14 protein-coding genes and 1 tRNA gene are annotated in these 12,028 nt (G+C 66.0%); 12 read left to right on the top strand and 3 right to left on the bottom strand.

Annotated elements, in window-relative coordinates:
• The first annotated feature begins 157 nt into the window (after positions 1–157).
• The 9 genes from U4960_RS06775 (at position 158) to U4960_RS06815 (ending at position 6,953) form a co-directional block, all read left to right on the top strand.
• On the top strand, positions 158–478 hold the full coding sequence (locus U4960_RS06775; protein WP_324262808.1) for a TIGR02300 family protein: 321 nt from the start codon (positions 158–160) through the stop codon (positions 476–478).
• Positions 479–590: 112 nt separating this feature from the next.
• Positions 591–666: transfer RNA gene (locus U4960_RS06780), tRNA-Ala, on the top strand.
• 108 nt (positions 667–774) lie between these two features.
• Positions 775–2,244: a signal recognition particle protein gene (ffh, locus tag U4960_RS06785; protein ID WP_324263075.1), complete on the top strand. Its 1,470-nt coding sequence runs from the start codon at positions 775–777 to the stop codon at positions 2,242–2,244.
• A gap of 33 nt (positions 2,245–2,277) precedes the next feature.
• Positions 2,278–2,769: a 30S ribosomal protein S16 gene (rpsP, locus tag U4960_RS06790; protein ID WP_324262809.1), complete on the top strand. Its 492-nt coding sequence runs from the start codon at positions 2,278–2,280 to the stop codon at positions 2,767–2,769.
• Positions 2,770–2,777: 8 nt separating this feature from the next.
• Positions 2,778–3,278, top strand: coding sequence for a ribosome maturation factor RimM (gene rimM, locus U4960_RS06795; RefSeq protein ID WP_324262810.1), 501 nt, complete (start codon positions 2,778–2,780; stop codon positions 3,276–3,278).
• Entirely contained in the window at positions 3,275–4,066 is a 792-nt protein-coding gene (gene trmD, locus U4960_RS06800) for a tRNA (guanosine(37)-N1)-methyltransferase TrmD (RefSeq protein ID WP_324262811.1), read from the top strand. Before rimM ends, trmD begins: the two co-directional genes overlap by 4 nt.
• A gap of 41 nt (positions 4,067–4,107) precedes the next feature.
• Positions 4,108–4,476 (top strand): 50S ribosomal protein L19, encoded by a 369-nt coding sequence (gene rplS, locus U4960_RS06805; protein ID WP_324262812.1) that lies wholly within the window; start codon positions 4,108–4,110, stop codon positions 4,474–4,476.
• An 846-nt stretch (positions 4,477–5,322) separates the two neighbouring features.
• Positions 5,323–6,348, top strand: coding sequence for an aspartate-semialdehyde dehydrogenase (locus tag U4960_RS06810; RefSeq protein WP_324262813.1), 1,026 nt, complete (start codon positions 5,323–5,325; stop codon positions 6,346–6,348).
• Entirely contained in the window at positions 6,345–6,953 is a 609-nt protein-coding gene (locus U4960_RS06815) for an aspartate-semialdehyde dehydrogenase (protein ID WP_324262814.1), read from the top strand. The genes U4960_RS06810 and U4960_RS06815 overlap by 4 nt, the downstream gene beginning before the upstream one ends.
• On the opposite strand, the gene U4960_RS06820 is transcribed toward U4960_RS06815, so the two are convergent.
• Genes U4960_RS06820 through U4960_RS06830 form a run of 3 tightly spaced genes read right to left on the bottom strand, consistent with a single transcriptional unit; the run spans position 6,950 to position 9,999 of the window.
• Entirely contained in the window at positions 6,950–8,491 is a 1,542-nt protein-coding gene (locus U4960_RS06820; RefSeq protein ID WP_324262815.1) for a DHA2 family efflux MFS transporter permease subunit, read from the bottom strand. The two genes, U4960_RS06815 and U4960_RS06820, sit on opposite strands and share 4 nt — an antisense overlap.
• A gap of 1 nt (position 8,492) precedes the next feature.
• On the bottom strand, positions 8,493–9,560 hold the full coding sequence (locus U4960_RS06825) for an HlyD family secretion protein (RefSeq protein WP_324262816.1): 1,068 nt from the start codon (positions 9,558–9,560) through the stop codon (positions 8,493–8,495).
• Positions 9,553–9,999 carry a MarR family winged helix-turn-helix transcriptional regulator gene (locus U4960_RS06830; RefSeq protein WP_324262817.1) on the bottom strand — a complete coding sequence of 149 codons (447 nt, stop codon included), beginning with the start codon at positions 9,997–9,999 and terminating at the stop codon, positions 9,553–9,555. Before U4960_RS06830 ends, U4960_RS06825 begins: the two co-directional genes overlap by 8 nt.
• An 87-nt stretch (positions 10,000–10,086) precedes the next feature.
• Between U4960_RS06830 and U4960_RS06835 the strand changes: the two genes are divergently transcribed.
• The 3 genes from U4960_RS06835 to U4960_RS06845 are packed head-to-tail and all read left to right on the top strand — an operon-like array spanning position 10,087 to position 12,010.
• On the top strand, positions 10,087–10,737 hold the full coding sequence (locus tag U4960_RS06835) for a 2-hydroxychromene-2-carboxylate isomerase (RefSeq protein WP_324262818.1): 651 nt from the start codon (positions 10,087–10,089) through the stop codon (positions 10,735–10,737).
• Positions 10,734–11,486, top strand: coding sequence for an alpha/beta fold hydrolase (locus U4960_RS06840; RefSeq protein WP_324262819.1), 753 nt, complete (start codon positions 10,734–10,736; stop codon positions 11,484–11,486). Before U4960_RS06835 ends, U4960_RS06840 begins: the two co-directional genes overlap by 4 nt.
• Complete coding sequence (locus U4960_RS06845; protein WP_324262820.1) at positions 11,483–12,010, top strand: hypothetical protein; 528 nt, start codon at positions 11,483–11,485, stop codon at positions 12,008–12,010. The genes U4960_RS06840 and U4960_RS06845 overlap by 4 nt, the downstream gene beginning before the upstream one ends.
• Positions 12,011–12,028 lie beyond the last annotated feature (18 nt).

Raw genomic sequence — 12,028 nt, forward strand, 5'->3', positions numbered from 1 at the left:
CCTGTGCGATGGGGCCAGAGCGCCGCGGCTTTTGACAGCGGCATTGCCCTATGGCAAGGCGCGCCGCGCTCTTGATTGAGGGCAGTTACGCACCCATCAAGCGATACGGAATTACCCGCCCCGCCAGCGCCGGCGGGCAGCACACTAAGGATTTACGATGGCCAAGCCAGAATGGGGAACCAAGCGTTCCTGCCCCAAGTGCGGCACGCGCTTCTACGATCTCGGCAAAGAAGACCCGGTCAGCTGCATCGAATGCGGTGAACAGTGGTCGCCGGAGCCGGTGCTCAAGTCCAAGCAGCCGATCCCGTTCGAGGAGCTGGAGAAGAAGAAGGACGCCGAGCCCGATTCGGATCTGGCCGATGATGAGCTGGACGATGTCGACGAGGAAGAGAATCGTCCCGATGCCGACGTTGATCTTGGCGACGATGACGACCTCGGTCTCGATACCGGCGGCGACAACGACAGCGACGACAACTGATCACCACTTCAATATTCACTCTTGCAATGCGCGGGCGCTGCCCATAAAGGGCGCGCCTCGCCGCAAGGTGAGCATGGCCACCCCCCAGGGCAGGCCGTGAGATGACTGGAACGGGGCCTTAGCTCAGCTGGGAGAGCGCCTGCATGGCATGCAGGAGGTCAGCGGTTCGATCCCGCTAGGCTCCACCAGTCACCTGAATTCGCGGTGAAAACCGTGAGGCCGGCCGACGAGTTCTCGTCCGCCGGCTGTTTTTGCGTTTTGGCCGCCGCAGGGTGGCAGATGGAGTGACCGAGTCTATGTTCGACAGCCTGTCAGACCGCCTTGGCAGCGTCTTTGACAAGCTGCGCGGGCGCGGTGCGCTCAGCGAGCAGGACGTGCGCGATGCCATGCGCGAAGTGCGCGTGGCCTTGCTCGAAGCCGATGTGGCCCTGCCGGTCGTCCGCCGTTTCATTGATGCGGTGACCGAAAAGGCGATCGGCGCCGAAGTGCTCAAGTCGGTCACCCCGGGCCAGCAGGTCGTCAAGATCGTCAACGACGAACTGGTCGAGATGCTGGGCGGCGAACAGCAGGAAGGCCTGCTGCTCGATGCAAAGCCGCCGGTGGTGATCATGATGGTGGGCCTGCAGGGCTCGGGCAAGACCACCACCACGGCCAAGCTCGCCAGGCTGATCAAGGAAAAGCACGGCAAGAAGGCCCTGATGGCCTCGCTCGACGTGAACCGCCCGGCGGCGCAGGAACAGCTGGCGGTACTGGGGCAGCAGACCAGCGTGGCCACCTTGCCGATCGTGGCGGGCCAGCAGCCGGTCGAGATTGCCCGCCGGGCAATGGAATCCGCGCGGCTTCAGGCGTTCGACGTGCTGCTGCTCGATACCGCCGGCCGCCTGCATGTCGACGAAGCGCTGATGGCCGAAATGAAGGCCGTGGCCGGCGTTTCGGCCCCGGTAGAAGTGCTGCTGGTGGTCGATTCGCTGACCGGGCAGGACGCGGTCAACGTCGCCAAGAGCTTCACCGACGAAGTGCCGCTGACCGGCGTGGTGCTGACCCGGATGGACGGCGATGCCCGCGGCGGCGCGGCGCTGTCGATGCGCTATGTCACCGGCAAGCCGATCAAGTTCGCCGGCACCGGCGAGAAACTCGACGCGATCGAGGTGTTCCACCCGCGCCGCGTGGCCGAGCGGATCCTCGGCATGGGCGATGTCGTCAGCCTGGTCGAAAAGGCGGCGGCGACGATCAAGGAAGAAGACGCCGAAGCGCTCGCCCGCAAGATGGCCAAGGGTCAGTTTGACCTTGAGGACCTGCGGATGCAGCTGCGGCAGATGCAGCAGATGGGCGGCCTCGGCATGCTGGCGGGCATGATGCCCGGCATGAAGAAGGCCAAGGCGGCGATGGCCGCCAGCGGCATGGACGACAAGGTGCTGGTCCACATGGACGCGATCATCGGCTCGATGACGGTCAAGGAACGCCAGCGCCCAGAACTCCTCAACGCCAAGCGCAAGAAGCGCGTGGCGGCGGGCAGTGGCACGCAGGTGCAGGACGTCAACAAGGTGCTCAAGATGCACCAGGAAATGTCCCGCGCGATGAAGCAGATCAGGAAGATGGGTGGGCTCAAGGGCCTGGGCGCGCTGTTCGGAAAAGGCGGAATGGGCGCCGCGATGCCTGGCCTTGGCGGGCCGGGGGGCGGCGGGCTGCCGGGCCTGGGCAAGGGCGCAGGCGTGGATCCCTCCACCCTGCCGCCGGATCTTCAGGACCTCCTCAAGAAAAAGTGATTTCAAACGGTTAGATTGGAAAGGTAGAATACAATGGCAGTTGCAATCCGTCTCTCGCGCGGTGGTGCGAAGAAGCGCCCCTATTACCGGATCGTCGTGTCGGACTCGCGCAGCGCGCGTGACGGCAAGTACCTGGAGCAGATCGGCACCTACAACCCGATGCTGCCCAAGGATTCGGGCGAGCGCGTCAAGCTGAACGAAGAGCGTGCGCGCTACTGGATCGGCGTTGGCGCCCAGCCGACCGACCGCGTGCTGCGCTTCCTTGACGCCGCCGGCGTGATGGAGCGGGCTGCCCGCAACAACCCCAAGAAGGGTGAGCCGGGCCAGGCCGCCAAGGACCGCGCCGAAGAAAAGGCCGCCAAGATCGCTGAAGCCGAAGAAGCCGCCAAGGCTGCCGAGGAAGAAGCCAAGGCCGCTGCTGCCGCTCCGGCTGAAGAAGCTCCCGCCGAGGAAGCTCCTGCGGCGGAAGAAGCTCCGGCTGAAGACGCTGGCGCAGAAGCCACCGAAGAAGCGAAGGCCGAGTAATCGCGCCCATGTCGGACAAGCCCGTCACGCTCGCAGCCATCATCGGCGCGCATGGCGTGGCGGGCGAAGTCCGCCTGAAGCTGTTCAGCGAGAGCGTCGAGACGCTCGCCCGGTGCACCAGCTTTGACGCCGGTGGCAAAGCGGGCACGCTGCGGCTGGTCAAGGTCCGGTCGGACAACAAGGGCGGCGCTGTCGCCCGGTTTGAAGGCGTGGGTGACCGCAACGCTGCCGAAGCCCTGCGCGGTACGGTGCTGACGGTGCCCCGATCAGCCCTGCCGCCGCTGGACGAGGGCGAATTCTACCATTCCGACCTGCTCGGCCTGCCCGCCATCAGCGATGCGGGCGAACCGCTTGGCATCGTTTGCGCAGTCGAGAACTTCGGCGCGACCGACATCATCGAAATCGAACGCCCGGACGGCAAGCGCTTCATGGTCCCGCTTACCCCCTTCGCCGTGCCCGGATGGGACAGCGAGCGGCTGGTGGTGGCGGCAGACTTCGCCGGGCAATGACCTTCGCCGCCACCATCCTGACGCTCTACCCCGAGATGTTTCCCGGGCCGCTGGGCCTTTCGCTGGCGGGCCGCGCGCTGGAGCGGGGGGACTGGGCCTGCGAAACCGTCCAGATCCGCGACTTCGCCACCGACAAGCACCGCACCGTCGACGATACGCCCGCCGGGGGCGGGGCCGGAATGGTGCTCAAGGCCGATGTGCTCAGCGCGGCTTTGGATTCGGTCACAAAGCCCTCTCCCCTTCAGGGGAGAGGGTTGGGAGAGGGGAATGTGGACAACCTCCCCGACAGCCCCCTCTCCCCGGCCCTCTCCCCTGAAGGGGAGAGGGAGATCCCCATCCTCGCCATGACCCCTCGCGGGAAACCGATCACGCAGGAGCGTATCCGGGAGCTGGCCAGCGGCCCCGGCGTGGTGCTGATCTGCGGCCGGTTCGAAGGGTTCGACGAGCGCCTGTTCGAGGCCCGGCCCGCAATCGAGCAGGTCTCGCTCGCCGACGTGGTCCTCTCCGGCGGAGAGCCTGCCGCGCTGGCCATTCTCGATGCTTGCATTCGGCTGCTTCCCGGCGTAATGGGCGCGGCGTCCAGCGGGCATGAGGAATCCTTCGAAGAAGGCTTGCTCGAATACCCGCAATATACCCGACCTCAGGAATGGGAAGGGCGCACGATCCCTGAAGTGCTGCGATCGGGGGATCATGCGAAGATCGCGGCGTGGCGGAAACACCGCGCCGAGGAAGATACACGGTCACGCAGGCCAGACCTTTGGGAGCGTTACAGGAACGCTCGGGACTGACCTGCCTCTGGTGCGCGGCGAACAGTAAGGGAATTGGACCAGTGAATCTGATCCAGCAGATCGAAGCGGAAGAAATTGCCAAGGCTGGCAAGGACATCCCCGAATTCCGTGCCGGCGACACCGTGCGTGTCGGCGTCAAGGTCAAGGAAGGCAACCGTGAGCGTGTGCAGAACTTCGAAGGCGTGGTGATCGCGCGTTCGAACCGCGGCATGGGCTCCAACTTCACCGTGCGCAAGATGAGCTTCGGCGAAGGCGTGGAACGCGTGTTCCCGCTCTACGCGCCGATCGTCGAGAGCGTGACGGTGGTCCGCCGCGGCGTCGTGCGCCGGGCGAAGCTCTATTACCTGCGCGGCCGCACCGGCAAGCGCGCGCGCATCGCCGAACGGCGCGAGGTGCGCACCGAGAGCTGATTGCCAGCTTCAAGGTGAGATTAACGGGAAGGGCGGCCTCGCAGGATATGCGAGGCCGCCCTTCTTGCGTGGTGGCCAGACGGGACCAACCTCTGGCCGATGGTGACTTCAGGATACCGGTTCCCGGCAGAGACCAACCCCGGAACCGGAGGCCGGACTAGGCCCGCCGCCTTAGCACTTCCTGAAGTGGCCGGGTTAGGCCCGGATGACCGCGCACCTAGGTGTTTCTCCTGATGGGGCGCGGCTGTTTCGCAAACACGAAAAGGCGGCCCCGCCGGACACACGGGGCCGCCTTCCTGTTCTGCCTGGTCAATGGGACGGGACCAGTTTTTTGGGCCTCTGTGCCAGGTGGGGGTACCGGTTTCCCGCAGAGACCGCCGGGGACCGGTCACCAATATGTAACCGCCGCGTTAGGACTTTCTAAAGCCGCTGGGTTAGGACGGTTTTAACCATGCGAGTGGTCGCTGGCGGGGAGATGGGCTGCGCTTGAGCGGAACGGGATGCCATGCCGCCGCGGCATTTTCCTACACGCCCGCAAGCTGCTATCCCCTCGTGCGATGGCGTGGTTTTTCCAAGGTGCTGCCAAACTCCGGCTCGCCCCCCGGGGGGGCAGTGGTGAGTCCCACAACTAGAATTTGCCATTTTACCACGTAAAAACAGACAGATAACTAAATGTCCGTGACTTGACACGGTGTCAACTTCGTCAAGCAGGTGTCAATTTCACCGGCGTTCGCCCAAAGCCCGGTCAGCGCCGCCCCAAGGGGAAATTCATCGCCAATGCAGCGCAGGGGCGCTAAAGGCGCGGTCCGCTCTGCCAGGGGCGGTGACAGATCAGGAGTGAGCCAAGTGGGTTATCGGGTGGCAGTGGTCGGCGCGACCGGGAATGTCGGGCGCGAAATGATGCAGATCCTCGCCGAGCGCGAGTTCCCGTGTGACGAGGTCGCCGCGGTGGCCAGCTCGCGTTCGACCGGGACCGAGGTCGAGTTCGGCGACACCGGGCGGATGCTCAAGTGCAAGAACATCGAGCATTTTGATTTCACCGGCTACGACATTGCCCTGTTCAGCGCCGGCGGCGGCCCGGCCAAGGAATATGCCCCCAAGGCAGCGGCGCAGGGCTGCGTGGTAATCGACAACTCCTCCTACTGGCGGATGGACCCGGACGTGCCGCTGATCGTGCCCGAGGTGAACCCCGACGCGATTGACGGCTACAAGGCCAAGAACATCATCGCCAACCCCAACTGCTCGACCGCGCAGCTGGTGGTGGCGCTCAAGCCGCTGCACGATGCCGCCACGATCAAGCGGGTGGTGGTCAGCACCTACCAGTCGGTTTCCGGCGCGGGCAAGGCGGGGATGGACGAGCTGTTCGAGCAGAGCCGCGCGATCTTCGTCGGTGATCCGGTCTCGGTGAAGAAGTTCACCAAGCAGATAGCCTTCAACCTGATCCCGCATATCGATGTGTTCCTGGATGATGGCTCGACCAAGGAAGAGTGGAAGATGGTGGTCGAGACCAAGAAGATCCTCGATCCCAGGATCAAGCTCACCGCCACCTGCGTGCGGGTGCCGGTGTTCGTCGGCCACTCGGAATCGGTCAGCATCGAGTTCGAGAACGAGATGACGGCAGAGCAGGCGCAGGACATCCTGCGCGAGGCGCCGGGGATCATGCTGGTCGACAAGCGCGAGGACGGCGGATACGTCACCCCGATCGAATGCGTCGGTGACGGGGCAACCTACATCAGCCGCGTGCGCGAGGACCCGACGGTCGAGAACGGGCTGAACCTGTGGTGCGTCAGCGATAACCTGCGCAAGGGCGCCGCGCTCAACGCGGTGCAGATCGCCGAGCTGCTCGGGCGCAGGCACCTGCAAAAGGGATGATGGCCATGCGCGCTTTCCTGCCGATCCTGTCCCTCGCGGCCTTGGCGGCCTGCAACGGGCAGGAAGAGGCTGCTCCGGTGAACGACGCCGTGGAAGCGCCAGCCGCTGCGGAGACAACCACTGCAGAGACGTCCCCCGCGGAGACATCGCAGGCGTCCAATTCCGGCCCCGTCCTGCTGTCAGGCAAGGGGATCGGCTGGGGCAGCGGGGCGGACAAGGTCCGGCTGGCGTTCGGCTCGTCCCGCGACACAATCGACACCGCGCTCACGGCGCATTTTGGCGCTGCGCCCGAGACCCTGGTCATGGGCGAATGCGGGGCAGGGCCGATGGAATCCAGCAGCTATCCCGGCGGGCTGATCCTCAATTACCAGAACGGCGAACTGGTCGGCTGGTTTCTTGACGGTTCGAGCGAGCGGGTGGCTCTGGAAGGCGGCCTCGGTATCGGTGTCTCCGGTGATCGGGTGGCAGCACTGGCGGGCTTCGCGCCGGTGGAAGAGAGTACCCTGGGCGAGGAGTTCTACAGCGAGGCCGACGGGCTGGGCGGGTTCATCGAGGAAGGCAAGGTTGCCAGCCTCTATGCCGGGACCACCTGCTTTTTCCGCTAGGCCCGCGCGGGCGCGCCATGGCGGCGCATCAGCAGGGTCAGCGGCGCGGCGGCGAGGGTGATCCACATCATCGCCCAGAAATCGTCGATATAGGCGATCATGGCTGCCTGCCGGTTGATCTCCGCATCGAGCAGCCGCAGCGCGGCATCGCCGAGGACCTGGTACTGGTCGATCGTGGCCACATCGACGCCCGCGAGCACGGTGCCGTCAACCTGGCTGGCGAGATCGGCATGGGCCGTCTGCAGGTTGCGCGCGAGCAGGACCGACATCAGCGAAATGCCCGCCGAGGCACCGAGCGAGCGGAACAGGTTGAGCAGGCTCGATCCGTCGGTCCGCAGCCGCGGGGCGAGGGTGGCGAAGGCGCTGACCTGAAGGGGGATGAAGACCAGCCCCATCCCCAGCCCCTGCAACAGGCCCGATCCGACCACATGCATGGCGTCCACCTCGAGCGACCAGTGCGCCATCTGCCACAGCGAAACGGCGCAGATCAGGAACCCCGCCGCCACGATCGGGCGCGCGTCCCACCCGCGCCGCATCATCAGGCCCGACAGCTGCATGCTGATCAGCACCCCCACGCCGCGCGGCATCAGCACCATCCCGGTGTCGATCACGCCATATCCGAACAGTCCCTGGAGCATCGGCGGCAGCAGTGCCATGACCGCGAACATCACCACGCCGATCACGATCATGAAGCTGAGCGCGATCACGAAGTTGCGGTCGGCAAACAGCGCCCGCTCGAACAGCGGGTTGGTGGAGGTGGCGAGGTGGATCACCCCGATCCATGCCGCCGACAGCGTCACCAGCGCGTAGAGCCAGATCTCCGCCGATGCGAACCAGTCGAGCTGCTGCCCGCGGTCGAGCAGCAACTGGAAGCAGGTAAGCGCAAGGGCGATCAGCAGGAACCCGAGAAAGTCGAACCGCCGCACGGCCCCTTCGCGGTGAGGCAGGTAGGCGATCAGGATGGCCAGCGCGAGCGCCCCCACCGGCAGGTTGACGTAGAACACCCAGCGCCAGTTCACCGCCTCGGTCAGCCATCCGCCGAGTATGGGGCCCAGGATCGGGCCGATCATGATCCCCATGCCCCAGATTGCCATCATCTGCGCATGTTTGCTGGGCCGGGCGGTGTCGAGCAGGAAGGCCTGGCTGAGCGGTGCAATAAAGGCGCCCGCCACGCCCTGCAGCGCGCGGAACAGCACCATCTCCTCCAGGTTCTGCGCCGCGCCGCACAGCATAGAGGCAGCGATGAAGCCGGCGACCGAGCCGATGAACAGGCGCCGCGCGCCGATCCGGTCGGCCAGCCAGCCGGTGATCGGCAGGGCCACGGCCGAAGCGATGATGTAGCTCGTGAGAACCCAGGTGACGCTCTCGACCGTGGCACCAAGCGAGGTCTGCATGTGGGGTATCGCAACATTGGCGATGGTCGTGTCGAGGATCTGCAGCAGGCTTGCCGCCATGATCCCGATTACCAGCAGGGGCTGGTTGCCGGTCGGCAGATGGGGGACATCGTCCTGCGCCGGTGCCGCAGCCGCGCGCGCCATGTCAGCGGCGCACGTCCCGGGTGAACACGGTTACGTCGGCGGACAGCCCTGCGATCAGTTGCCGGGGGCTTGCTTCCTCCAGTTCGATCCGGACCGGTACCCGCTGCGTTACCTTGACCCAGTTGCCTGTGGCATTCTGCGCCGGCAGCACGGCAAATTCGGAACCCGTGCCTGCGCCGATGGACGCCACGCGCCCTTTCAGGACCAGGCCGGGGTAGGCATCGAACGCCACCTCGGCCCGCTGTCCGACCCGCATCTCGGCCAGATCCGTCTCCTTGAAGTTGGCCTCGACATAGGAGGTGCTCTCGGCGACCAGCGTCACCACCGGCAGCCCGGCAACAACCTGCTGGCCCACGTGCAGGCGGTCAGCCTGGGCTACCCGGCCCGCTGTCGGCGCCCGGACTTCGGTCCGGCCCAGGGCAAGTGCTGCACTGGCCCGCTCCGCCAGCGCGGCGGCGACTTGCGGGTTCTGGCCGGGGACCTGGCGGCCGGTCGCCAGCCGGGCACGGGCCTCCGCCCGGCGGGCCTCGGCCCCGCGCAGCGTTTCGCGTGCCTGGGCGACGGCATGGCTGGCCGCATCATGGTCCGTCTTCGTGAGGAAGCCGCGCCGGAACAGCTCATCTTTCCGGCGGAAATTCGCCTCGGCAAAGGCAATGTCCTCGCGAGCGGCAGAGATCTCGGCGCCGGTCAGCTCGCTTGCGTTGGACAGTGCCGTCACATTGGCCTGCGCGGCGGCGATTGCCGCATCAGCCCGCGCGATCTGGAGGCGGTAAGGTTCCGGATCGATCCGGAACAGCAGAGCTCCGGCGGCGACGGACTCGTTTTCGCGCACCATGACATCGACGATCCGTCCCCCCACTTCGGCACTGATCGCGACCTTGTCCTGTTTCAGGTACGCGTTGTCGGTGCTGGCCTTGCCGTCCAGGCTCAGCCAGTACAGCAGGGCACCCCCGAGCAGCAGCAGAGGCACCGCAAGCATCAGCAGCAGGCGCCCCCATCTGCGCGGTGCGGCGTCCGCTGGCCTGGCATCGGCTTCGCTCAGCGTCGGCATGGCGTCGGCTTCAGCCATGGGCAATCTCGGGCAGATCGCGTGCCGTAGCCAGATTGGCGCCAATCCGGTCGAGCAGTTCGCCGAGCTGCTCCTGTTCGGGCCGGGTCAACCCGGCAACCATCTCATGGACGAGCCGGTCAACAATGGCTTCGACCTGGGCAACGATGCTCCGGGCTTTTCGGGTGAGGTGGAGGATGCGGGCGCGGCGATCGTCCGGATCGGCCTTTCGCTCGATCCAGCCGGCGGATTCCATCCGGTCCACAATGCGGGTGAGCGTGATCGGCTCCACTTCCAGCCGCTCGGCGTAGAAGCCCTGGTTGCACCTGGGGTTGCGATCAAGCGCCAGCAGCAGGCGGGCCTGGACTGCCGTGAGGCCAAGATCGCGCACCCGTGCGTCAAACAGCCGGCGCAGGAGCCGGGAATTGTCAGCCATGCGGTATCCGAGTTCAGGTATCATGCGTGAGCACATAATAGATGTGCTTATTACTCGCAACGAGGGAACTCGCTGCTGGCGGGCCGTGCTCACTTTCGCTAGCCTGCGGCGATGACCCTGACCGCAGACCTGTTTTTCAGCTTCCGCTCGCCCTATTCCTATCTTGCGGTTGGCCGCTATCGCCAGATGTGCGAGGAATACGACCTCGATATCAGGCTGCGCACGGTGCAGCCGATCGCGATCCGGAACCCGGACCTCCTGTTTACCGGCAATCCCCATGTCGGGCGCTACATCTTCATCGATGCTGCCCGCAGCGCCCAGATGCTCGGCATTCCCTATCGCTGGCCGCGCCCCGATCCGGTGGTGCAGAACCTCGCCACCCGCGAGATCGCCGCCGAGCAGCCTTACATCCACTGGCTTTCCCGACTGGGGCAGGCAGCCGAGCGGCGGGGCAAGGGGCTCGCCTTCGCCGAGCAGGTGTCGCGGGTGATCTGGTCCGGAACGGTCGATGACTGGCATCAGGGTGATCACTTAGCCGAGGCTGCCTCCCGCGCCGGTCTGGACTTCACGGAACTGGACGGCGAAGCGCAGGCCGACGCCGCCGCGCTGGACGCCGAAATTGCCGCTAACCAGGCCGCGCTGGAAGCGGCTGGCCACTGGGGCGTGCCTTGCCTGGTGCTCGAGGGCGAACCCTTCTTCGGGCAGGACCGGATCGAGATGGCGCGCTGGCGGATGGAGCAGAAGGGGCTGGCAAGGCGGTGAGCGACCTCCGGACCGAAGCGGTCCCCTCCTTCGACGGAACGCAGCTTGCCGTGCACCGTCTCGGCGCAGGGCGGCCGGTGCTGCTGCTGCATGGCCTGTTCTCCAGCGCGGAGATGAATTGGATCCGTTTCGGCCATGCCGCCAAGCTGGCCGAGGCCGGGTTCGAGGCGATCATGCCTGACCTGCGGGCACACGGGACAAGCGGCAAGCCGCACGATCCCGCTGCCTATCCGCCCGGCGTGCTGGCGCGCGACGTGGCGGCGCTGGTCGAGGCATTGGAGCTGGAGGACTACGACCTCGCCGGCTTCTCGCTCGGTGCCCGCACTGCGGCCCGCGCGGTGATTGCCGGGCTCGCCCCGCGCCGGCTGGTGCTGGCGGGCATGGGGCTGGAGGGGCTGGCCGGTTGGAACCGCCGCTCAGCCTTCTTCATCGATGCGATCGACCGGTTCGATGAAGTAAAGCGCGGCGATCCGGCGTTCATGGCGGTCAGCTTCATGAAGACGATGAAGGTGGACCGGGTCGCAGCAAGGCTCTTGCTCCAGGCAGTGGACGACACGCGCGAGGAAGAACTGGCCCGGATCACCATGCCCACCATGGTGCTGTGCGGCGCGCAGGACAGCGACAACGGCTCTGCCCCGCGCCTCGCCGAGGTGCTGCCCGATGCACAATACGCGGAAATCCCCGGCACGCACATGACCTCGGTTACCGAGGGCGCAATGGGTGATGCGCTGGTGGAGTTCCTTGCTTGAGCGATACGCGGATCGAGCAGCGCTTCATCAGCCTGTGGGTGGCGGGCCTGGCCCTGTTTGCGCTGGTGATCTGGCTCAGCCTGCCGCTGCGGATCGACGCGGTGCCGGGCGGCATCCTCGATCATCAGGCGGCGGGCTCTGCGGCCGAGGTGAACCGCATCCAGCAGGCGTGGGGCAGGGCTGGCCTGGCCGAGCGGGCGCAGATGGCGATGTTCGGCGATCTGGTGTTCATCGTCGTCTACGGCATGGGTGCCTGGTATGGCGGGCTGGCCTTCGCGCAGGAGAGCCGCCCGAAGCTGCGGCGGCTCGGCTGGCTGCTGGTGGGGGCCGCAGCCCTGTTCCTTGCGACCGACCTGCTTGAGACGATCGCCCAGCTGGTCCAGCTGCTCGGCCAGCGCGGCAGCGACGGGTTGGCGACGCTTGCTGCCACCGTCCAGCCGGTCAAGATGGTGGTCTGGCTGGTGACCTTTTTCGGGGTCATCGCAGGCCTTGTCGTTCGTCGAATTTCGCCGCCTGCCGATTGAAAACCCCGTCCAACGGGT

This window comes from Altererythrobacter sp. H2 (genome assembly GCF_035319885.1).
Taxonomy (GTDB): Bacteria; Pseudomonadota; Alphaproteobacteria; order Sphingomonadales; family Sphingomonadaceae; genus 34-65-8.

Excerpts from the sequence above, each read along its gene's own strand:
- U4960_RS06830 (WP_324262817.1), bottom strand. The coding sequence starts at position 9,999 with ATGATACCTGAACTCGGATACCGCATGGCTGACAATTCCCGGCTCCTG.
- rpsP (WP_324262809.1), top strand. The coding sequence starts at position 2,278 with ATGGCAGTTGCAATCCGTCTCTCGCGCGGTGGTGCGAAGAAGCGCCCC.
- trmD (WP_324262811.1), top strand. The coding sequence starts at position 3,275 with ATGACCTTCGCCGCCACCATCCTGACGCTCTACCCCGAGATGTTTCCC.
- U4960_RS06820 (WP_324262815.1), bottom strand. The coding sequence starts at position 8,491 with ATGGCGCGCGCGGCTGCGGCACCGGCGCAGGACGATGTCCCCCATCTG.
- U4960_RS06775 (WP_324262808.1), top strand. The coding sequence starts at position 158 with ATGGCCAAGCCAGAATGGGGAACCAAGCGTTCCTGCCCCAAGTGCGGC.
- U4960_RS06825 (WP_324262816.1), bottom strand. The coding sequence starts at position 9,560 with ATGGCTGAAGCCGACGCCATGCCGACGCTGAGCGAAGCCGATGCCAGG.
- rimM (WP_324262810.1), top strand. The coding sequence starts at position 2,778 with ATGTCGGACAAGCCCGTCACGCTCGCAGCCATCATCGGCGCGCATGGC.
- U4960_RS06835 (WP_324262818.1), top strand. The coding sequence starts at position 10,087 with ATGACCCTGACCGCAGACCTGTTTTTCAGCTTCCGCTCGCCCTATTCC.
- ffh (WP_324263075.1), top strand. The coding sequence starts at position 775 with ATGTTCGACAGCCTGTCAGACCGCCTTGGCAGCGTCTTTGACAAGCTG.
- U4960_RS06815 (WP_324262814.1), top strand. The coding sequence starts at position 6,345 with ATGATGGCCATGCGCGCTTTCCTGCCGATCCTGTCCCTCGCGGCCTTG.